The sequence below is a fragment of the Flavobacterium psychraquaticum genome (genome assembly GCF_034497725.1).
Taxonomy (GTDB): domain Bacteria; phylum Bacteroidota; class Bacteroidia; order Flavobacteriales; family Flavobacteriaceae; genus Flavobacterium; species Flavobacterium psychraquaticum.
The window spans coordinates 1-22,910 of the sequence record NZ_JAXKVR010000021.1 but is presented as its reverse complement, the minus strand read 5'-3'; the positions used below and the strand labels follow the sequence as shown (position 1 = coordinate 22,910).

Here is a 22,910-nt window from a genome sequence, read left to right as displayed (position 1 = left end):
CAAGACAATGAAATATAACAATCGTTCTAAAGCCGTTTTACTCCTTAAAGACGGAACTATTTTTCACGGAAAATCCATTGGAATTGAAGGTAGTACTTATGGTGAAGTAGCTTTTAATACCGGAACTACAGGATATCAAGAAGTGTTTACGGATCCTTCTTATTTTGGTCAAATTATGGTAACTACTAATGCACATATCGGTAATTATGGGGTCAACGACAGAGAAGTTGATTCGGATTCAATTAAGATTTCTGGCTTAGTTTGCAAAAATTTTAGCTTCAATTACTCAAGAGTGGATGCTGCCGGAAGTTTGTACGACTATTTTCAAAAGCAAAATTTAATTGTAATTTCTGACGTGGATACGCGTGCGCTAGTCAGTTACATTAGAGATAATGGTGCTATGAATGCTGTCATCTGCACCGATGGAACACCAATTGAAGAATTAAAACAAAAATTAGCACTTACTCCTGATATGAATGGATTGGAATTGGCGTCCAAAGTATCAACAAAACAACCATACTTTTTTGGAAAGGAAACTGCTAAATATAAAATAGCAGCTTTAGATTTAGGAATAAAGACTACAATTCTTAAAAATTTAGCGGCAAGAGATTGCTACATTAAGGTATTTCCGTACAACGCATCATTTGAAGAGTTAAAAGCTTTTAATCCAGATGGTTATTTCTTATCTAATGGTCCTGGTGATCCCGATCCGTTGGAAACTGCGCAAGAAGTAGCACGACAAATTTTAAGTGCAAATGAACCTTTATTTGGGATTTGCTTAGGACACCAAATTATCGGTTTGGCTACTGGAATCCCAACTTATAAAATGTTTAATGGACACAGAGGAATTAATCATCCCGTAAAAAACGTGCTTACAGGTAAAGGAGAAATCACTTCACAAAACCACGGATTTGCAGTTGTAAAAGAAGATTTAGAAAATCATCCAGATTTTGAAATTACGCACTTGCACCTTAATGACGGAACTGTTGCTGGAATGCGTATGAAATCTAAAAACTGTTTTTCAGTACAATATCATCCAGAAGCAAGTCCTGGTCCGCACGATTCTAGTTATTTGTTTGACCAATTTATTATTAATATCCAATCATCAAAAAACTAAATTTAGTTGATTTTTTTGAGACTTTAAAACCAATTTTAATTATTTGCTATTTTAAAATAGTAACTTAAAAAGATATATAATGAGTATAATTATTAAAATTCACGCAAGACAAATCTTCGATTCACGTGGAAACCCTACAGTTGAAGTCGATGTAATTACCGATAATGGAATTTTAGGAAGAGCTGCTGTGCCAAGTGGCGCTTCAACAGGAGAACATGAAGCAGTTGAACTTCGCGATGGCGGAAAAGCATATTTGGGTAAAGGTGTTTCAAAAGCAATTGAAAATGTAAATACAAAAATTGCTGAAATTATTGTTGGAATGTCTGTTTTTGAACAAAATTTAATCGATGCAATGATGATTGAATTAGATGGAACGCCAAACAAATCAAACCTGGGTGCCAATGCTATTTTGGGCGTTTCTTTAGCAGTAGCTAAAGCTGCGGCGAATGAGTTAGGAATGCCTTTATATCGTTACATTGGCGGCGTTTCTGCAAATACATTGCCGGTTCCAATGATGAATATCATTAATGGTGGTTCGCATTCCGATGCTCCAATTGCGTTCCAAGAGTTTATGATTATGCCGGTAAAAGCAAAAAACTTCGCGCATGCGCTTCAAATGGGTACCGAGATTTTCCAACACTTAAAGAAAGTATTACACGATAGAAATTTATCAACTTCTGTGGGTGACGAAGGTGGTTTTGCACCCAATTTAGCTGGTGGAACAGAAGACGCAATAGAATCTATTAAATTAGCGGTAACCAATGCAGGTTATAAATTTGGAGAAGATATTATGATTGCTCTAGATTGCGCTGCGGCCGAATTTTATGTAAATGGGAAATACGATTATTCTAAATTCGAAGGCGAAACAGGAAAAGTTAGAACTTCCGAAGAACAAGCCTCTTATTTAGCTGAATTAGCTGAAAAATATCCAATTATTTCTATAGAAGATGGAATGGATGAAAACGATTGGGAAGGTTGGAAGTTGCTTACCGAAAAAATCGGAAATAAAGTGCAATTAGTGGGTGACGATTTATTCGTAACAAATGTAGAACGATTGTCGAAAGGAATTAGCCAAAATACGGCGAACTCTATCTTAATTAAAGTAAATCAAATAGGAACTTTAACCGAAACAATTGCGGCAGTTAATATGGCGCACAATGCAGGTTATACCTCTGTAATGTCGCACCGTTCAGGAGAAACTGAAGATTATACAATTGCTGATTTAGCTGTTGCTTTAAATTGTGGTCAAATCAAAACGGGTTCGGCTTCGCGTTCGGATCGTATGGCAAAATACAATCAATTGTTGCGAATTGAAGAAGAATTAGGCGATGTAGCTTATTTTCCTGGTGCAAATGCATTTAAAGTGAAGAAATAGTATTTTTTAGGATAAGCACTTTTGTTGATAATTTACGATTTTTAGAATATCGTCAAGAGGTCTATGTTAAAAAAGATAGAAGTATTAAATTTTTTATTTTTTTCTACTAGAAATGAATTAAGAATGTTATCATTGCATCAGATAGCTATTCTTACAAGTTGAAGATTGCTAAATATTTAATTAACAAACATTTAAATACTTATGAAAAATTATTTTAAAATTATTGCGCTATTTTTAGTAGGAAGTTTATCGCTTACTTCTTGTTCGTCAAGTGATGATTCAGCTGCGTCAAATCAATTTCAAGTAGACGGTCAGTCGTATGAAGTATTACCTAGCAACGGATTAGTTGAGCTAAAAATGGACAATGTTTACACAGAACAAGGTCAATCTTTTGATCGATCTACTGTCAGTTTAGTTGGTGTTAATGGTACAACTGTCGCTTCTGTTGCTTTTGACTTATTTTATAAAGATGGATTACCTGTTGAAGGAACTTATAGTATTGCTGAAACGCTAAATGATTATTCGCCTGATTTTTATGACCAACTACTTACTGACGAAAAACTTTGTTTAGGTTGGACTTCTTTATGTGCCGTTAATCAGGGAGGTGGTACTTTACTAATTAATGCAAATAACCCTATTGGTACGGTAACCGTAACTAATAATGGAAACAATAATTTTACTATTCAGTATAACGGAAATTTCAGAAAATATAATTCTAATTTTGAAGTAATTGGAACAGTTCCTGTTGTTATTAACATAACAAGCGATCTTGTAAGTCCATAGTTTAAAGTTTACTTTTTAAAATAAAATAAAAAAACCTTTAGAATTTTAAATCCTAAAGGTTTTTTTGTCTCAGAATCTACACTAAGTAAATTGCTAGCCACAGTGGTGAAATGCTGGTGAATTTTTATTCTTTCAATAATTTTGTACTTGTTGGAATTTAATACATCAAAACTAGTTGCTGTCGTACGATCGCAAAATCATTCAAATGAACGCTGTCTCTTTCCAGTGGAGGCCTCAAGATTTTTAGAAACGTGAATTAATCACCAACAAATCGCATTAAAAACTTTGCATTAGCTCGCTGTAGGGTAGAAAAACTGTACATTTTTTTGAATGGAAACAGAGAAAATGCCTAAGTATTATCTTAAGGGGTTGATTTTAAAGAATGAAAGGGAAAGTAGCTTAAAATTAATATCCTTTTTTGATGTATATTATTTAACCATAAATTATAGTAAAATCCTTTATAGTTTGGGGATTATTTGTTAAATTCGCAACATACAGAAATATTTATCAAAAAATACATTATAATAATATGTCAAAAACTGCAATATTAGAGCTGGATGGCAAAAAGTATGAGTTTCCTGTAATAGTGGGAACTGAGAATGAAGTTGCTATCGATATCGATAAGTTACGCAGCGCTTCAGGTGCTATTACTATCGATCCTGGTTATAAAAATTCGGGATCGTGTACAAGTGAGATTACTTTTTTAGATGGTGAAGAAGGAATTTTGCGTTACAGAGGTTACTCAATCGAGGAATTGGCGGACAAAGCTAATTTTCTGGAAGTATCATTTTTATTGATTTTCGGTGAATTGCCAACAGCAGCTCAGTTAGAAAAATTTGAAAACGATATTAGAAAACATACATTGGTAAGTGAAGAAATGAAAAGTATCATTGATGGTTTTCCGAGAACAGCACATCCAATGGGTGTCTTAGCTTCGTTAACTAGTGCTTTGACTGCTTTTAATCCAAAATCAGTTAATCCAAACAATGAAAAAGAAATGTATGATGCCGTGTGCAAAACAATGGCTAAATTCCTTGTTATTGCAACTTGGACATACAGAAAAAAAATGGGATATCCTTTAAATCATTATGATAACAGCAAAGGATACGTAGAAAATTTTATGCGTTTAATGTTCGAATTACCAAACGGACCTTACAAGCCAGACTTAAAGGTTATTGATGCATTAGATAAATTATTCATTTTACATGCGGACCACGAACAAAACTGTTCTACGTCAACAGTTAGAATTGTTGGTTCTTCGCACGCAGGATTGTTTGCTTCTATCTCAGCTGGTGTTTCTGCACTTTGGGGGCCTTTACATGGTGGAGCAAATCAAGCTGTTTTAGAAATGTTGCAAGAAATCCACGATAACGGTGGCGATGTTGACAAATACGTTCTTAAAGCAAAAGATAAAGATGATTCGTTCCGTTTGATGGGATTCGGTCATAGAGTTTATAAAAATTTCGATCCAAGAGCTACAATTATTAAAAAAGCAGCAGATGATGTTTTAGTAACGCTAGGAGTGGATGATCCATTATTAGAAATCGCTAAAAAATTAGAAAAAGTAGCGTTGGAAGATGATTATTTCAAATCTAGAAACTTATATCCGAATGTAGATTTCTATTCAGGTATCATTTACCGTGCAATGGGAATTCCAGTGGAAATGTTTACTGTTTTATTTGCAGTAGGTCGTTTACCAGGTTGGATTGCGCAGTGGAAAGAAATGAGAATCAATAAGGAGCCAATTGGTCGTCCAAGACAAGTTTACACAGGCTACACATTACGTCCATTCAAAGAAGTAAAAGATAGATAGTCTCTTAATTATATAAAAAATCCCACTAGTATTAGTGGGATTTTTTGTTTAAAATGGATTTCAAAATTAGTCGGCCATTTCGTCTTTTGCTTTTTCTATTTTTTCTTCAATATTGTTTTGTGTTTCTGCTGCTTTGTTTTCGACTTTTTCTAGTAAATCATGAGCGGCTTCTTTAGCATCGTGTGCTTCTTCTTTGGCTTTTTCTTTTACTTCAACCATAGATTCTTTCGCTTCTTCCACTTTTTCATCTATTTTGTCCTTTACTTCAGCAGCCGCTACTTTAAGATCTGAAATTTCTTCGGTTACTTTATCTTTAACGTCAGCTATCGCTTCTTTTGCTTCTTCCTTTTTTTCTTCTACTTTTTCTTTTATATCAGCTACTTTCTCTTTAGCTAGCTCCGCTTTTTCTTCTGTTTTTTCTGCAGTGTTTTTAAAAGAATCTTTAGCCTGATGCATTTTTTCTTCAGCTTTGTCGGCTAAATCTTCCATCGCATCTTTTGCTTGATGTGCTTTTTCTTCGGCCCATTTCGCAGCTTCGTCTACTTTTTCTTTCGCATCTGCCATAAAATCCGCCGCTTTTTCAGAAACGCCCATTTCATCTAATTTTTTAGAAGCGGCGTCACCAACTTTTTCTATAACTTCTTTAGCTTCAGAAGCAGCTTCCTTAATTTTTTCTTTAGCAGTTTCTGCTGCATCGTGCAAGTTTTCTTTAGTGTCTTCGGCAGTTTCTTTTGCTTTTCCAAAAAGTGAGTTAAAAAATTTTCCTATTCCCATAATAATTAGTTTTTAAGTTTTATCAAATATAATAAATTATTGGAAATTAATGACTTAAAACATATAATAATGAGACCGTATTGATTTTTAATCTCATTTCATTTTCTTATATTTGCAAGTATGCCAAAACCAAATAAGGCCAATAAAAACTAATGTTATGTTGCAATTAAATGTAAAAAACGAATCGTCACGCCTAAGGGCAGTGGTGTTAGGAACAGCAGAAAATAATGGTCCGACACCCACAATTGAAGAGGCTTATGATCCTAAATCTTTACAACATATTGAAGCAGGAACCTATCCTGTAGAAGCAGATATGATTAAAGAAATGGAAGCTTTTAAAAAAGTATTTGAAAAATATGACGTAGAAGTATTCCGTCCTCAAATTATTGAAAACTACAATCAAATATTTTCAAGAGATATCGGATTTGTAATCGATGATATCTTTATTAAAGCTAATATTTTACCAGATCGCGAACGCGAATTAGATGCAATCCAATACATAATTGATCAAATGGATCCTACAAAAGTGGTGCGTCCTCCAGAGGAAGTTCACATTGAAGGTGGCGACGTAATGCTTTGGAACGATTATATTTTTATCGGAACCTATAAAGGCTCTGATTATAAAGATTATATCACAGCAAGAACAAATATGCAAGGTGTTCAATTTATCAAAGACTTATTTCCAAATAAAATAGTGAAAGCATTTGATTTGGTCAAATCGAAAATCGAACCACGAGATAATGCTTTGCATTTAGATTGTTGTTTTCAGCCGATCGGTACAAATAAAGGGATAATCTACAAAAGTGGTTTTCGTGAAGAAGCCGATTATATGTTTTTAGTAAATTTATTCGGTAAAGAAAATCTATTTCATATCGAACGCGAAGAAATGTATCATATGAATTCCAACATATTTTCAATTGCACCCGATGTAATTGTATCCGAAAAGAATTTCACAAGACTAAATACGTGGTTAAGAGCCAATGGTTTCACTGTAGAAGAAATTCCATACGCCGAAATCGCCAAACAAGAAGGATTATTAAGATGCTCAACTTTGCCGTTGATAAGAGACTAGAAAGTTGTAAGTTGTAGGTTCTAAGTTGAAGCAGATGGTGTAAAAGTATTAACTTTAACTTGTAGGTAATTACAAGCATAAAATTTAAATAGTGATATTATGAAAAGTTATAAAGATTTGGATGTATATAATTTAGGATTGGAATTATTTTATATAGTTCACCAAAAATCGTTGAAATTACCAAAGTATGAACTTTATGAATTAGGAAGTCAAGTTAGAAGATCATCAGATTCAGTTAATTCAAATATCGTTGAAGGTTATGGAAGAAAAGGTATAAAGCCGACTTTATTAAGTTTCTAACCTATTCCTATGCGAGTTGTTTAGAGACTGTGTTTCATATTGAAAAAATAAATAAACTTTATCCTGATGTCTTTTCGGATGATCAACATTTGGTGGATAGCTACAACGAATTAAGTGCTAAAGTTTTTAATTTTATAAAATACGTTGAAGAAAACTGAAAAACGTAAATCAAACCTACAACTTACAACCTACAACTTACAACCTGCAACCTACAACATAGAACCGATAACAAATAAAACCATGAACCAAACCACAAACTCCCTATTAATGATTCGTCCGGTGGCATTCCGTATGAACGAACAAACAGCAGTAAACAACTATTACCAAAAAGTAGTAGACAATTTATCTCCCGAGACCGTAAATCAAAAAGCGCAAGAAGAATTTGATACGTTTGTACAAAAGCTAAAGATGATTGGAGCAAACGTAGTGGTTATCGAAGATACACTAAGTCCAGATACGCCAGATAGTATTTTTCCAAACAACTGGATTTCCTTCCACGAAAATGGCGATGTAGTTTTATATCCGATGTTTGCCGAAAACCGCCGTTTAGAACGTAGAGAAGATATTTTAGACGTTATAGAAGAAAAAGGATTTCAGATCAATGAAATCATGGATTATACTTCTGCTGAAGAAGATGAATTTTATCTAGAAGGAACTGGAAGTATCGTTTTAGATAGAGCCAATGCAAAAGCCTACTGCGCTTTATCACCAAGAGCAGATGAGGAACTGTTTATCGAATTTTGCGAAGATTTCGAATTTACACCCGTAATTTTTGAAGCATTTCAAAACGTCAATGGCGAACGCAAGTTGATTTATCACACCAATGTAATTATGTGCGTTGGGGAAACATTTGCAGTAATTTGCGCCGATTGTATCGACGATAAGAAAGAACGTAAAATGGTTTTAGATAGTCTAAAAGGCGATGAAAAAGAGGTAATTCTAATTACAGAAGACCAAGTGAACAACTTCGCTGGAAATATGTTAGAAATAAAAGGAACAGACGACAGAAGATATTTAATTATGAGTGCTTCGGCTCACCAAAGTTTAACAAAAAAGCAAATCGCACAATTAGAAGAACACGTAACAATTGTAAGCTCAAGTTTAGATACGATTGAAGCTTGTGGTGGTGGAAGTGCACGTTGCATGATGGCAGAAATTTTCTTACCGCAAGAATAACCCACACGATAAAAAAGTAAAAAACCAAATGCCAATTTACTGGGATTTGGTTTTTTTATGTTTTAAACTTTCTCTTTTACGATATTTCTAATCATTCCTCCAAAAATAAAGAAATGAAATGGAACTAAGCTATACCAATAAAGCCTTCCTAAAAGTCCGGTAGGTCTAAAAGTCGCAATTTGATGCAAATTGTTTTCTTCATCGATTCTAAATTCTAGCCAAGCTTCACCGGGTAAACGCATTTCGGCATACAGAAGCAATCTTTTTTCTGCTCTATTCGCAACTAAAACACGCCAAAAATCAAGCGCATCACCATTGTCTAATTCCGTTGGATGCGTTCTTCCTCTTCTTAAACCAACACCGCCAAATAGTTTGTCCATCGCACCACGAATTTTCCACATCCAACTGCCATAATACCAACCTCTAGCGCCACCAATAGAAAAAATATTATCCAAAGTTTTTTCAAGATTAATAACAGGTTTTGTTTTGTGATCCTTCAAACAACCATAAGTAGGAATTTGAATAAATTCGGAAAAATTTGGTTGAAATTCACTACTAACTAAACTGTCCTTCCAACTAGAAACCACTAAATTTTGTTCGATTTTTAAAAAAGCCTGTTTAATAGCATCCACATATGTTATGGGCACAATTCCTAATGCTTTTTGAAGGTCATTGTTCTTACAAACGACTTCCATTTTCATACTATCTACAAGATTTACTGCTAATTTATAAGAAGTGGAAGTCACAAAATACAACCAATAAGACGAAAGCTTCGGAGTCATTACTGGTAAAGTGAAAATCCACAACTTGATGCCTCGCGTTTTTGAATACAAAAGCATCATTTCTTTATAGGTGATTACATTTGGGCCACCAATATCATACGATTTGTTGTAATGTGGTTCTTTAAGAAGTACACCAACTAAGTAATGAATTACATTTCTAATGGCAATTGGCTGGCATTTTGTTAAAACCCATTTTGGCGTAATCATTACAGGCAGTTTTTCGCATAAATCCCGAATAATTTCAAAAGAAGAACTTCCTGATCCTACTATAATTCCCGCACGAAGTACCGTGGTGTTAAAATTTCCTTCAAATAGAATATCTTCTACATTTTTTCGCGAAGTCAAATGTTTTGAAAGTTTCGAATCATTAACAATTCCGCTTAGATAGATTACTTGAGTTACCCCAATTGCAGCCATATAGGTATTGAAATTATGTGCCGATTTACCTTCCATTACATCAAAGTCAGAAGTGGACGAGGACATGGAATGAATTAAGTAATAAGCAACATCAACTTTTTCTGGTAAATTTCCTAATCGTATTTCATCTAAAAAATCAACTTCCCAGAAAGTTACTTTTTCTAAAGTCGCTTCATCTAAACCCAGACGATTTCTATCGCGCACACAACAAATTACTTCATGTCCTTCTGATATTAATTCGGGAAGTAATCGCCGGCCAACATAGCCATTTGCTCCAGTAAGTAAAATACGCATTGCTGTCAATTTTTCTTAAAGTTAAGAAAAAAAGAAATAGCGATCAGAAAATTAATGAATTTTGGGAATTGTTTAAAGTAAGCAAGAGCAAGAGCACATCAATAATAATAGTTTCAAAAAGAAAAATTAGAGCAGCGTTCCGGCGAAAATTTTGTAATAACTCGCGAAATTTCGTGAATGACACTAAGCCAACCACTTCGTGAATCTCATGCAACTCTGTCAAAGTTTAAAACTTTGACAGAGTTTTTAATGCGGAGAAGTTAGTTCTAAAATTTAAGCTGTGAAAATTTGAGATAAAACTTTACCGCTTACTTTCAAACCTCACACCTCCTAAATTCCTCTAACAATACTCAAAATAGCACTAATGATATACTGAATACCAATAGCAATCGTTAGAAATCCTACAATTCTGGAGATGGCGATAATACCGGAATTCCCAAGTATTTTTGATAAAAAATAAGCACTTCTAAGAATAATAAAAATCACAACCGCCACCACAACAATTGCCAAACTTGACGATACAATTTCGTAAGTAGAAATAAAGCCATCCGAACTTTTCAATTCTTGATAATATGCAATCAACAATGACATAGAGCCCGGACCCGCCAGCATAGGCATCGCTAGTGGTGTAAGCGCAATATCACTTCTAACTTGGGCTTCTTCTTCTACTTTTTTGTTGATCCCTTTGTTTTTGCTAAACCGACCATTCAATAAGCCGAAACCCGAATTGGTAATGATAATTCCTCCCGCAATTCTAAGCGCAGTGATGGTAATGCCAAAAAAGCTCAATACATATTGGCCAATAAAAAACGAGATTAATAAAATTATACAAACGTTAATTGCCGTCCACAAAGAAGTTTTCGATAATTCTGCTTTCGTATAACCTTCGGTCAATCCTACGAAAATAGGAACCGTACCAATTGGGTTTAAAACGGAAAACAACGCGGCAAATAAATAGATAAAAACTTCCATGCTTTATTTTTTGAAAACGGGTGCAAGGTAGCTATTTTCTTTTGTATTTTTTAAAATCTAAGTTGCTTTTGCGTTATTAAAACATTAAAAATAAGCATCTAAAGGAGAATAGGGCGTTTGCTTTAATTTTGTTTCTTCAATTTTTGCAATGAATTTTTTACTGTTTGCATTGTATTTGGAACAATCTACCGAAATGTAATGGGCATCTACATGAAAAGTAATGGTGTTTCCAGGTTTGAAAAGCACTAATTTATAATACGGAATTACTAAGGCATATACTTCTAAACGCGATTGAAATCCAATGATAATGCCATTCGGACGCATTTCGATGTTGCAAAATTTTACGGATTCATTCACGTGCAACAATTCATAAATTTCTGGACTGCATCGGGTGATGAACAATTTGGGAGAACCAATGCCACCTTTGGCAAATCGTTCTACTATAGAGTAGGGCAAACCAACTAATTCATTGATTTGGCGTTCTATTTTTGGGTCTTTGTAGGAAATGTTGAAAAGCATTTTTGTTTAAAATTACTCCAAATTTGCGTTGCTTTTCAGAATTTAGCAAATCTTTATTATTTGTTTATTTATTCGTAACTTTAGCTTGTAAAAAATAAAAATATGAAAACATTAGTCCTCGGTGCCTCCACAAATAAAGAGCGTTATTCCTACAAAGCCATTCACAGTTTGGTCGACAAAAGCCATCAAGTAGTAGCAATTGGTGCAAAAGAAGGAATCGCATTTGATATTCCCATCGAAAAAGAACAAGTTGCTTTTCAAGGAATTGATACGGTGACGCTTTATCTGAATCCGCAACGACAAGAAACCTATTATGAGTATATAGTGTCGTTAAAGCCAAGGCGCGTAATTTTTAATCCCGGAACTGAAAACCCCGAGTTTTATAAAATTTTGGAGAAAAATAATATTGAATATGAAGTCGCTTGTACGTTGGTTTTATTGGCAACCAATCAGTTTTAAGCTAATAAATGTTACGCTTTCGCGAATTTACGCGGTGGAATCTGATTGTTTAAATAAACTTTCTGCTTTAGTGAAGCAATTAGATGATTCTATACTTAGTTCCGACGAATTAATAAAAGTCCGATAAACGTCAAGAATCCGTTGACAATTAAAATTTCAAATCCAAAGGCGAATCCAAACCAGGTTTCGCTTTTTAGGTTTAATAATATGGATAGGAAGACCGATAAAACAGCAACAATAGGCGTTAATTTATCTTTAATTTGCCATTTGGTAAACAATCCAAAGCTGTACAATCCCAACAACGGACCATAAGTAAATCCAGCAAACTTCAATACTTTGTCAATAATACTGGCATCATGAAAAGCATATTTAAATAAGAGAATGATAAAAATTGAAACGAAAACAAATCCCAAATGAATTCTTTTTCGAATCATAACTTGTTTCGCCACATCATATTTCTTTTCAATTTCTAAAATGTCAATACTAAAAGAAGTGGTCAAGGAGGTCAAAGCACTATCGGCACTTGAATAGGCAGCAGCAATTAAACCTAATATAAAACTAAAAGCCACCACAAGTCCCAAATGTTGGTTCGCTAAAATTGGAAAAAGTGAATCTTTGTGTGCGTCGATATTATATTTTAAAGCATATTCGGTGAACAATAAACCTAAAACTAAGAATAGAAAATTTACTACCGTTAAAACAATCGTGAACCAAAACATATTCTTTTGCGCATCCTTCAAACTTCTACAAGTCAAGTTTTTTTGCATCATATCTTGATCTAATCCCGTCATTACAATGGCAATAAAAGCGCCCGAAAGGAATTGCTTCCAGAAATATTGTGGCGAACTCACATCATCAAAAAAGAAAGTTTTAGAAAAATCACTATCGGCAACGAAGCCTGAAATCGTATTGATGTTCAAACCTAAATCTTGTGAAACAATCACAATACAAATTCCAACAGATAGTAACATAAAAAAAGTCTGCAAGGTATCGGTCCAAATAATTGTTTTGATGCCCGATTTGTAAGTATAAACCCAAATCAATAAAATTGTACACATAACCGTTAACCAATAGGGAATGCCAAGTGGTTCAAAAACCAAAGTCTGCAACACATCTGCCACTAAAAGCAAGCGTAAATTTGAACCAACGGCTCTAGAAATGATAAAAAACCAGGCACCTGTTTTATAGGAATAGCGCCCAAAACGATCGCCTAAATAGCTGTAAATTGACGTTAAATTAAGCTTATAATACAAAGGTAACAACACCGTTCCGATTACTAAATAGCCAATAATATAACCCAATACCAATTGAAAATATACAAACTGTGAGCCTTCCACTTTTCCAGGAACGGATATAAAAGTAACGCCAGAAAGGGACGCGCCAATCATTCCAAAAGCTACTAAATACCACGGCGCTTGTTTGTTAGCCTTGAAAAAAGATTCGTTGGTGTTGTCGTTTTTCCTTCCCGTGAAGTAAGAAAATAGGATTAAAATCGAGAAATAGCCTAAGATTAGTAAAAGTATCGACGAAGGTTGCATAGTTTTTAGTTTGTCACAAAGATAAAAGAAATTATAAATGAATGGAGATTTGCACTTTGTTTTGTAATTTTGCCAAATGGAATTGCCTTCAAAATTAGTAGAAAATGCCGTTAATGAAATGGCGCATTTGCCCGGAATTGGTAAACGAACCGCTTTGCGTTTGGTGTTGCACTTGTTAAAACAACCTTTGGAACAAACTGAAGGCTTAACAAATGCTTTGGCTACAATGCGCAAAGACATCCAGTTTTGTCAAACCTGTCACACCATTTCAGATGCTGAAATTTGTGGCATTTGCGCTAATCCTTCTCGAGACAAATCAATTATTTGTGTTGTTGAAGACGTTCGCGATGTAATGGCGCTTGAAAACACGGGAATGTTTAAAGGGGTTTATCATGTTTTAGGTGGAAAAATTTCACCCATCGAGGGCATCGGACCAAGTCAGCTGAAAATAGTTTCTTTAATAGAAAAAGCGAAAGAAGGAATTGTTGCTGAAATTATTTTTGCTTTAAGCTCCACAATGGAGGGGGATACCACCAATTTCTACATCTACAAACAAATTAAACACTTAGCTATCAAAACGTCAACTATTGCCAGAGGAATTGCGGTGGGCGACGAATTAGAATATGCAGATGAGGTTACTTTAGGGCGCAGTTTGTTGAATAGAATTCCATTTGATACTTCTATGAGGCAATAATCCACTAAATTTCCATCAAATTATAGGAATAGCTTCTTTAATTTAATTCTAAAAACTATATTTGTTTACTAAAAATAGGAGGGGCTTTTTGGTTTTCGGATTACCTAAAATAATTACCCCAACGTTTATGGCATTGAACCGATGAAAAAAATAATTCTTTTGGCCTTACTTACTTCTTTGTTTACGTCTTGTATTTCGAACAAGGATTTGATTTATCTTCAAAACAAAAAGGGTAACACCACAGCTATTGAAATTGCACAAGATGCTTCAAAACCATACCGGGTGCAAACCAATGACATCATTTCAATTGCCATAAAAGCACTTGATCAGAAATTAGTAGCGATGTTCAGTCCTTCCCAGAATGGTGAACAAGGAACTTCGCAACAAGATCTTTATTTTAATGGTTTCACGGTAGATGATCACGGCAATATCAGAGTGCCGGTGCTGGGCGAAATAAATGTTTTGGGCTACACGTTAGACGAAATTAGAAGTAAAGTAGAAAAACAGCTGTTAGATGAATATTTTAAAGAGGAAGCTAATCTTTTTGTAACCGTCAAATTAGCGGGCTTACGGTATACAATCAATGGCGAAATAGGCTCGCCAGGCTCCAAAGTTTTGTTTCAAGACAAAGTAACCATTATGGAAGCGGTGGCTAATTCTGGAGATATTACACTTACAGGAAATCGCAAAGATGTCCAAATTATTAGAAAATTTCCACACGGATTTGAAACCTACGCATTGGATTTAACAGATGCAAAAGCCATGAATTCGCCCTATTTCTATATTCAACCAAACGACTACATCCTGATCAAACCTTTGAAACAAAAATCATGGGGAACAGGGACAACAGGCGTACAAACAGTCGCAACAATTGTTTCAGCTTTATCATTAGTGACAACGGCTATTTTATTAAGTAAAAATCTTTAAAATATTATGTTAGATACTAAAGATTTCAATTTTTTTGAAACACAAAATAGTTTTGATTTTAAAGGGTTTCTTTTAAAAATCATCAGCTATTGGAAATGGTTTCTCTTGTCATTAGTTATTGCGTTCACCATTGCATACAACGTAAATATTAGAAAAGAAAAAGTTTTCGGAATGGAGTCGCTAATTGTAGTGGAAGATCAAAACAATCCGTTGTTTACCTCAAACACCAGTTTAATTTTTAATTGGGGCGGCACTTCAGACAAAGTACAAACAATCATCACTACGCTAAAATCGCGTTCGCATAACGAATTTGTGGTGGATAAATTACAGTATTACATCCAATATTTTAAAGAAGGCAAGTACTTTTATCAAGATGCATACGGCGAAACACCTTTTGTAGTTGCAATAGATAAAACAAAAGGACAATTATTTGGAAGGCTAATAAAAATCAAATTTATCAGTCCTACGCAATATGAATTAAGCGTAGATTTTGAAGAAACCAGCACAGCAACTTTAATGCATTATGCCGATTTATCGGTTTCGGAATACAATGTAAGAGAGCAAGCATTTAAAAAAGTATATCAGATTAATGAAAGTGTGGCTTTGCCTTTTCTAAACCTAAAATTACTTTTACAACCGGATGCAATTAATTACGAAAATTCAGAATACTTTATTCGTTTTGACGATTTTAATCAGGTAGTAGCGGCCTACAAAGGAATCGATGTTTCAGCCGACGCAAAAGCGCTTTCTGTGGTACGCTTGCAATTAGAAGGTTCAAATAAGAAGAGATTAGTTGAATATTTGAACGTAACGGTCGATATGTTGCGCAAGAATGAATTAAATCGTAAAAATCTGTTTGCTATCAATACCATCAGCTTCATTGATAGTACTTTGGTTCAAATGGAAGACCAAATCAAAGATGCAGAAGGCGAATTAAAAGAGTTTAGAAAAGGGAAAAATATATTTGAATTAGAAGAAGGTGGTGGTGGCGTTCTAACCGAGAAATTATCAGGATACGATGTTGAAAAAGACGAACTGGGTAGAAAAGTTTCCTATTTAAACTTACTTAAATCATACTTAGATAAAAGTACCGATTATTCAAAATTACCTGCGCCAACGGTAGCCGGAATTGAAGATCCAAACATTATTTCAAACGTTTCAAAATTAATTGGATTATCTACTGAGCGCTCAAAGATGGCTTATTCGGTTAAGAGTAAAGGGATGTTTTCAGATTTCGATCGCGAAATGGCAGCAATAAAAAGTGTCTTGCTTGAAAACATAGCCAGTTCCAAAGCAGCATTAAATATCGATCTTTCAATCGTGAATAAAAACATAAGATTGGCAGAAGGACAAGCTAGCTTATTGCCGGAACAAAAACAGGAACACCTCAAAATCACTAGAAAATATAACCTAAAAGATAAAATTTATAGTACCTTTTTAGAAAAACGAAGCGAAGCCGAAATTGTAAAAGCATCGAATATTTCAGACATCAACTTTTTAGATAGAGCAAAAGATGTGGGTGGAGGTTTACGTGGACCAAAAACAAGCGTCAATTATATTCTAGCGTTGTTATTTGGGTTTTTAATTCCACTAATTTTGGTATTTATCATTGCACTTTTAGACAATAACATCAACGGTGTTGAAGATATTCAAAAATTAACCAAAATTCCCGTAATTGGAGTAGTGGGTAAAAAAAGCACGGAAAATAATTTAGCGGTTTTTGAAAAACCAAAGTCACCCTTAGCCGAATCTTTTAGAGCGATTCGTTCGTCACTTCAGTTTTTATATAAAAAACAACAAAAGCAAGGGGCAAAAATTCTAATGATTACGTCTTCAGTTAGTGGAGAAGGAAAAACATTTTGTTCCATTAATTTGGCAACTGTTTTTGCTTTGAGCGAAAAGAAAACGGTAATCGTCGGACTAGATTTAAGAAAACCTAGGATTTTTGGAGACTTTAATATCGATAACATCACTGGAGTTGTAAATTATTTAATCGGACAAAAAACGGTGGATGATATTATTCAACCAACACACATCCCTTATTTAGACGTGATTTCTTCCGGTCCAATTCCGCCCAATCCATCCGAACTTTTAATGGGCGATGCAATGGCCGAACTGATTGAAGAACTAAAATTAAAATACGACTACATCATTTTAGATACACCACCAGTGGGTCTAGTGTCAGATGCTTTAGAATTATCGCGTTTTTGTGATGCTACTTTATATGTTACCAGACAGGGTTTTACCAAAAAAGGAATGTTAGGCGTGGTGAATGAAAAACACAAACGAGGGGAATTGCACAACATCAGTATTGTTTTTAACGGCTATCAAAACAAACCAAAATACGGCTATGGGTATGGGTACGGCTATGGTGCTTATGGTGAAGGGTATCACGATGAGGAAGCCGATGTAAAAGGGTGGCAAAAAATCATTAAAAAGTTGAAAAAATAATACCTTTAAAAAAATAAGTAATGATTAAATTAGAAAATAAAAGGATACTAATTACAGGCGGTGCTGGCTTTATCGGATCTAATCTGTGTGCTTATTTTTTAGAAAATAATAAAGTAGTTTGCTTGGATAATTTTGCTACAGGTCACCGGCATACTATTGAAAAATTTCTAGCAAATCCAAATTTTGTATTGATTGAAGGCGATATTAGAGATTTTAAAACTTGTGAGAACGCTGTTGCAGGAGTCGATTATGTCTTGCATCAAGCTGCTTTAGGAAGTGTGCCGCGTTCCATTAATGATCCTATTACGTCTAACGATGTGAATGTGGGCGGATTTTTGAATATGCTAACGGCTGCTAGAAATGCAAATGTACAACGTTTCGTATACGCTGCAAGCTCATCAACTTATGGCGATTCAGAAAGTTTGCCTAAAGTTGAAGAGGTGATTGGGAAACCACTTTCGCCTTATGCTGTTACCAAATATGTGAACGAATTATATGCGGATGTGTTTAGTAAAACCTACGGCATTGAAACCATCGGTTTGCGCTATTTCAATGTTTTTGGAAGAAATCAAGATCCAAATGGGGCGTATGCAGCGGTAATTCCGAAGTTTGTCGCCCAATTCTTAAAGCACGAAAGTCCCGTAATTAATGGCGATGGTAATTTTTCAAGGGATTTCACTTACATCGATAATGTGATTCAGATGAACGAATTGGCGTTGCTAACCCAAAATCCAAAGGCGGTTAATACGGTATACAATACTGCTTTTGGCGAAAGAACGACGTTGAATGAATTGATTAACGGGTTGAAAGAATATTTATCTGAATTTGATCCTGCAATAGCTAATGTTGCTATTGTTTATGGTGAAAATAGGGTGGGCGATATTCCGCATTCGCTGGCTAGTATTGATAAGGCTGCCAATTTGTTAGGATACGCACCTAAATTTTCAATGAAAGCTGGTTTGAAAGAAGCAGTAAAGTGGTATTGGGAAACGAGGTTGTAGGTTATCTGTTTTCGGTTGAAGTAGCTTGTGTTGAGGTTTCAGATTGATGTGGATTGTATGGAGGGTTATCTGTTATTCGTTTTCTGTTATCTGTTTTCGGTTGCTGTAGCTTGTGTTGCGATTTATTGTTTTGAGTTAGTTAGGTTTTTAGAAACTTAAATGACTGATATGTTTTAAAAATTGTTTAAAATCTGTGTTGCAAATATTTTAAACGTATTGCGCTTGTAATTGAATTTGATTTTTGAAATTGCTATTGAAGTGATCTGGGTCATTAGTAAAAATTTTAAAACTTAAATGACTGATATGTTTTAAATTGACTTGCTAAATGGTATTTATTTTACAAAAAGTATTTTAAAAGTATTTAAATTTTTAAAATTTATTAGAGCTGTGTTGAAATAGTTTAATTCGTATTAAATTTGATTTTTGAAAATTGCGATTGAAATGATCTGGGTCATTAATAAAGATTTTAAAACTTAAATGACTTATATGTTTTAAATTTACTCACAAACGGTATTTATTTTACAAAAAGTATTTTAAAAGTATTTAAATTTTTAAAATTTATTAGATCTGTGTTGAAATAGTTTAATTCGTATTGATTTTTGAAATTGAAATTGAACTTGTTATTGTTATTGTTATTGTTATTGAAGTTGTTATTAAAAAAGTTATGAAGATAAAAAATATATGTTGCATCGGAGCGGGTTACGTAGGTGGACCAACGATGTCGATTATTGCACAAAAGTGCCCGGGTATAAAAGTTACTGTAGTAGATTTGAACGAACAGAGAATCGCCGCTTGGAATGATTCAGATGTGAATAACATTCCCATTTATGAGCCTGGTTTAAGTGAAGTGGTGGCAGAAGCTAGAGGGCGAAATTTATTCTTTTCTACGGAAGTGGACAAGGCGATTGATGAAGCCGAGATGATTTTTATATCGGTGAACACACCTACCAAAACGTATGGTGTAGGCAAAGGGATGGCAGCCGATTTGAAATACATTGAATTGTGTGCGCGTCAAATTGCACGTGTAGCAAAAACAGATAAAATTGTGGTAGAGAAATCTACGTTACCTGTTCGTACAGCAAGTGCGATTCGTGATATTTTAGATCATACGGGCAATGGTGTGAATTTCCAAATCCTTTCAAACCCTGAGTTTTTAGCAGAAGGCACGGCGGTGGAAGATTTGTTAGCACCTGATCGCGTTTTAATTGGAGGCGATGCCACCGTTGAAGGCCAAAATGCCATTGCGGCATTAGTTGCAATTTATGCAAATTGGGTACCGCAAGATAAAATCTTAACCACAAACGTATGGTCTTCGGAATTGTCTAAATTAACAGCCAATGCTTTTTTAGCGCAGCGTGTTTCATCCATCAATGCTTTGAGTGAGTTGTGTGAAAAAACAGGTGCAGATATCAACGAAGTAGCGAAAGCAATCGGTCTAGACAGCCGAATAGGATCAAAATTCCTAAAAGCCTCTGTGGGATTTGGTGGTTCTTGTTTTCAAAAAGACATTTTAAATTTGGTATATATTGCTAAAACCTACGGATTAAATGAAGTAGCGGATTATTGGGAGCAAGTCATTATTATGAACGACCACCAAAAACGACGCTTTGCAAAAAACATCATCAAAACTTTATACAATACGGTATCAGGAAAGAAAATTGCCTTTTTGGGTTGGGCCTTCAAAAAAGACACCAATGATACCCGCGAATCTGCCGCAATTTATGTAGCCGATGATTTATTAGCCGAACAAGCCGAAATAAGCGTCTATGACCCTAAAGTTGGCGTACTCCAAATTCAGTCCGATCTAAATTATCTAGCAACGCGTTCTGAAGGAGCAAATGCCAACGGATTACATGTTGCCACCGATGTGTATGAAGCGTGCAATAATGCCCACGCCATAGCTGTTTTAACCGAATGGGATGAGTTCAAAACCTACGATTGGCAAAAAATATATGCCAACATGCTAAAACCTGCTTTCATATTTGACGGTAGAAATTTATTAGATAAAACAGCCTTAGAGAAAATTGGATTTATATATCAAGCAATAGGAAGTTAAAGGTTTGATATGGTTATGAGTTTAGGCACCCGATAGCTCGGAATTTTATTCTTTTCTACCAAAGCATTCCGTGCCCACAAATTTGAAAAAACTAAAAAAGCAGTACCCTAATTAAAAAACTCTTTGTACCTTTAAAGTATTGATTACAAGTGCTTACGGTTTAAAATGCTATTAAATCATCGAATCAGTGTGCGATACTGTTAATAAAAACTTAGCTTTGCACCTTTAAAATTTACAATTATGAAATATTTTATTTTGTTCGCTAGCGCGTTGTTTATCAGCCAAGCTAGCGCACAAGAAGCAATCGTTGCAAACGATTCTTTGACTACATACAACCGATTTACGGTTGAAGGAATGATTGGGTTTAGCGATGGAAATTACCCGTATGGCAATGGGTTTTCGGCAGGAGATAAGAAACACGTCTTAAGTCATTTTACTATAAATAGTTTTGATTTTGGTGTGCGCTATATGTTTACGCCTAAATTCGGAATTAAAGGAAATTTGGCTTACAGCCAATACACTGAAGCAGATAACAGCAGTTTGCCTTACAAAACAAATCATTTTAATTTGTCGCTTCAAGGGGTTGTAAATGCAGCTAAAATTTTAGATTTTAGTCCAGAAACGAGAGTAGGTTTACTTTTGCATGGTGGCCTCCAAGTGGGGAGTTTAACCTCGAAAACAGCCTTTATGTTGGCTCCTGTTTTAGGACAAGTACCTAACGAAAACTTAAACAATACTGAGTACCACGGCGGATTTGTAGCGGGTATTACACCCCAATATAGAATTACGCCTAAACTTGCTCTTTTTGTAGATTTAAGTGTATACTTCAATTACAGACAACACATGAATTGGGACGGAACTGTTGCTACTACAAATGATCTGTACGGAAAAAATACCAACTTATCTTTTGGTATTTCTTATGCACTAGGAAGCGACAACATCCATGGGGACTGGAAAGTAAAGCAAGACCCCAACGAATTGAAAGTAGCCGCACTTTTGGAGAAAATTGATGAAATCGAAGTAAAGCTACAAGACACAGACCGTGATGGTGTGGTAGATTATTTAGACGTAGAACCTAACACGGTGGGTGGCGTAACAGTAGATACCAAAGGAAGAGCCATTGACTTAAACAAAAACGGTGTACCCGATGAGTTAGAAGGTAGAAATGGTAAGAGAAGTTTCAATAGCAATGATCAAGGGGGTTCTTATGAAGGGGCCAGTTTATTAGAGCAAGGGATTGTAAATGTTTTCTTTGACACTAACAAAGACACGCCAAACACAGCTTCAGCAAATAATTTGTTTTATGTTATTAGTTTCCTTAAAAATAATCCAGAAGCAAATGTGCGTATTACAGGTTATGCCGATACCACAGGAGATGAACAAATGAACAAAGATTTAGCCAAAAGAAGAGCCCAAAATATCTCGAATTATTTGTTGAATTCAGAAATCAAAGCGAGTCAAATCCAGATCTTGGGACAAGGAGAAGATAAATCAATGGACAATAGTTCTAAAACAGGCCTGCAATTAGCACGTAGAGTTTCTTTTGAACTAATTAAGTAATAATTATTTTTTAAAATAGATCAAAATCGGTAGTGCTTCACTGGCATTACCGGTTTTTTATTTAAGACAAGAGCAGCTTCAAAAAAAGCAATACAGATTGCTTCGGCAATTCCCCCTTCGCGGGCCAGAGGGCTTCCTTCGGGGACGCTACACAAACTTATCATCCTGCAAGGATCCCACGCACAGCACATCCACAAATCATAGCCACAATCTTGTCCGTTCCCCTTTCGCGGGCTAAGGGACTTCCTAACATTTACTTACTTTCTTCGTAGTTTCTTCGCAAAAAGTGCGTTTTTTCGAAGCTGTTGCGAACAAACTACGAACATGTTACGAAGAAATGCCCTAAAAACGTTGGTAAACTAGTCATATCCCCTCAAACCGTGTCAAAACCCGTCAAAACCAGTCAAAACCGGTCCACTTGAGTCATTTGCCAGTTGTTTGTTTTCTGTTGTAAGTTGTGGGTTGTGGGTTGTAGGTTGTGGGTTGTATGTTGTAGGTTGTATGTTGTAGGTTGTGGGTTATAAGTTGTAGGTTGTAAGTTGTAGGTTGTAAGTTGTAGGTTGTATATTGTAGGTTGTATATTGTGGGTTGTATATTGTGGGTTGTAGGTTGTGGGTTGTAGGTTGTTTGTTCGCAAACTACGCACACAAACTTGTCATCCTGCAAGTGCTCACGCAAACCACTTCCACAATCTTGTCAGTTCCCCCTTTGGGGGCTAGGGGGCTTCCATAACAAAGAGCAAACACATCACTTTTTTGAAATCACTCCAAGATTATTATTTAGACGAAAATAATCGATTGTATTTGCATGCTGGATTTTCTAATCAAAGA

The 22,910-nt window shown here is 35.1% G+C and carries 20 protein-coding genes; 15 read left to right on the top strand and 5 right to left on the bottom strand.

Annotated features, from left to right (window positions below; genetic code table 11):
- The first annotated feature begins 7 nt into the window (after positions 1-7).
- From carA to T1L09_RS01675, 4 genes are all read left to right on the top strand, one after another.
- The gene (carA, locus tag T1L09_RS01690; protein WP_322549208.1) at positions 8-1,117 is read left to right on the top strand and encodes a glutamine-hydrolyzing carbamoyl-phosphate synthase small subunit; all 1,110 of its coding nucleotides are present in this window, start codon (positions 8-10) and stop codon (positions 1,115-1,117) included.
- A gap of 79 nt (positions 1,118-1,196) precedes the next feature.
- Complete coding sequence (gene eno / locus T1L09_RS01685; RefSeq protein WP_322549207.1) at positions 1,197-2,492, top strand: phosphopyruvate hydratase; 1,296 nt, start codon at positions 1,197-1,199, stop codon at positions 2,490-2,492.
- A 201-nt stretch (positions 2,493-2,693) separates the two neighbouring features.
- Positions 2,694-3,275: a hypothetical protein gene (locus tag T1L09_RS01680; protein ID WP_322549206.1), complete on the top strand. Its 582-nt coding sequence runs from the start codon at positions 2,694-2,696 to the stop codon at positions 3,273-3,275.
- Between the two features lie 529 nt (positions 3,276-3,804).
- A complete protein-coding gene (locus T1L09_RS01675) occupies positions 3,805-5,088 on the top strand; it encodes a citrate synthase (RefSeq protein WP_322549205.1) in 1,284 nt (427 codons plus the stop codon).
- A gap of 66 nt (positions 5,089-5,154) precedes the next feature.
- Here the strand turns inward: T1L09_RS01675 and T1L09_RS01670 are convergent, their stop codons facing one another.
- A complete protein-coding gene (locus tag T1L09_RS01670; protein ID WP_322549204.1) occupies positions 5,155-5,862 on the bottom strand; it encodes a hypothetical protein in 708 nt (235 codons plus the stop codon).
- Between the two features lie 157 nt (positions 5,863-6,019).
- Between T1L09_RS01670 and T1L09_RS01665 the strand changes: the two genes are divergently transcribed.
- The 4 genes from T1L09_RS01665 (at position 6,020) to ctlX (ending at position 8,410) form a co-directional block, all read left to right on the top strand.
- Positions 6,020-6,934: a dimethylarginine dimethylaminohydrolase family protein gene (locus T1L09_RS01665; protein ID WP_322549203.1), complete on the top strand. Its 915-nt coding sequence runs from the start codon at positions 6,020-6,022 to the stop codon at positions 6,932-6,934.
- Positions 6,935-7,051: 117 nt separating this feature from the next.
- Positions 7,052-7,234, top strand: coding sequence for a four helix bundle protein (locus tag T1L09_RS01660; RefSeq protein WP_322549202.1), 183 nt, complete (start codon positions 7,052-7,054; stop codon positions 7,232-7,234).
- Positions 7,235-7,263: 29 nt separating this feature from the next.
- Positions 7,264-7,392, top strand: coding sequence for a hypothetical protein (locus tag T1L09_RS01655; RefSeq protein WP_422718371.1), 129 nt, complete (start codon positions 7,264-7,266; stop codon positions 7,390-7,392).
- A gap of 82 nt (positions 7,393-7,474) precedes the next feature.
- Positions 7,475-8,410, top strand: coding sequence for a citrulline utilization hydrolase CtlX (gene ctlX / locus T1L09_RS01650; protein ID WP_322549201.1), 936 nt, complete (start codon positions 7,475-7,477; stop codon positions 8,408-8,410).
- 62 nt (positions 8,411-8,472) lie between these two features.
- Here the strand turns inward: ctlX and T1L09_RS01645 are convergent, their stop codons facing one another.
- The 3 genes from T1L09_RS01645 to T1L09_RS01635 all read right to left on the bottom strand — a co-directional run bounded on the left by T1L09_RS01645 (position 8,473) and on the right by T1L09_RS01635 (position 11,394).
- Complete coding sequence (locus T1L09_RS01645) at positions 8,473-9,903, bottom strand: SDR family oxidoreductase (protein WP_322549200.1); 1,431 nt, start codon at positions 9,901-9,903, stop codon at positions 8,473-8,475.
- 330 nt (positions 9,904-10,233) lie between these two features.
- Positions 10,234-10,875: a MarC family NAAT transporter gene (locus T1L09_RS01640; protein WP_322549199.1), complete on the bottom strand. Its 642-nt coding sequence runs from the start codon at positions 10,873-10,875 to the stop codon at positions 10,234-10,236.
- 84 nt (positions 10,876-10,959) lie between these two features.
- Positions 10,960-11,394, bottom strand: a complete 435-nt coding sequence (locus tag T1L09_RS01635; protein WP_322549198.1) for a hypothetical protein — start codon at positions 11,392-11,394, stop codon at positions 10,960-10,962.
- A 102-nt stretch (positions 11,395-11,496) separates the two neighbouring features.
- Between T1L09_RS01635 and T1L09_RS01630 the strand changes: the two genes are divergently transcribed.
- Positions 11,497-11,853, top strand: coding sequence for a CoA-binding protein (locus T1L09_RS01630; protein WP_322549197.1), 357 nt, complete (start codon positions 11,497-11,499; stop codon positions 11,851-11,853).
- Between the two features lie 95 nt (positions 11,854-11,948).
- On the opposite strand, the gene T1L09_RS01625 is transcribed toward T1L09_RS01630, so the two are convergent.
- Entirely contained in the window at positions 11,949-13,391 is a 1,443-nt protein-coding gene (locus T1L09_RS01625; protein ID WP_322549196.1) for a sodium:solute symporter, read from the bottom strand.
- Between the two features lie 76 nt (positions 13,392-13,467).
- Here T1L09_RS01625 and recR point away from each other — a divergent pair, with 76 nt between their 5' ends.
- From recR to T1L09_RS01595, 6 genes are all read left to right on the top strand, one after another.
- Positions 13,468-14,085, top strand: coding sequence for a recombination mediator RecR (recR, locus tag T1L09_RS01620; RefSeq protein ID WP_322549195.1), 618 nt, complete (start codon positions 13,468-13,470; stop codon positions 14,083-14,085).
- Between the two features lie 141 nt (positions 14,086-14,226).
- A complete protein-coding gene (locus T1L09_RS01615) occupies positions 14,227-15,012 on the top strand; it encodes a polysaccharide biosynthesis/export family protein (protein WP_322549194.1) in 786 nt (261 codons plus the stop codon).
- Positions 15,013-15,018: 6 nt separating this feature from the next.
- The gene (locus T1L09_RS01610) at positions 15,019-17,463 is read left to right on the top strand and encodes a polysaccharide biosynthesis tyrosine autokinase (RefSeq protein WP_322549193.1); all 2,445 of its coding nucleotides are present in this window, start codon (positions 15,019-15,021) and stop codon (positions 17,461-17,463) included.
- Between the two features lie 20 nt (positions 17,464-17,483).
- Positions 17,484-18,464, top strand: a complete 981-nt coding sequence (locus T1L09_RS01605) for an SDR family oxidoreductase (protein WP_322549192.1) — start codon at positions 17,484-17,486, stop codon at positions 18,462-18,464.
- A 664-nt stretch (positions 18,465-19,128) separates the two neighbouring features.
- On the top strand, positions 19,129-20,520 hold the full coding sequence (locus T1L09_RS01600; protein ID WP_322549191.1) for a UDP-glucose 6-dehydrogenase: 1,392 nt from the start codon (positions 19,129-19,131) through the stop codon (positions 20,518-20,520).
- 240 nt (positions 20,521-20,760) lie between these two features.
- Positions 20,761-22,080 carry an OmpA family protein gene (locus T1L09_RS01595; protein ID WP_322549190.1) on the top strand — a complete coding sequence of 440 codons (1,320 nt, stop codon included), beginning with the start codon at positions 20,761-20,763 and terminating at the stop codon, positions 22,078-22,080.
- Positions 22,081-22,910 lie beyond the last annotated feature (830 nt).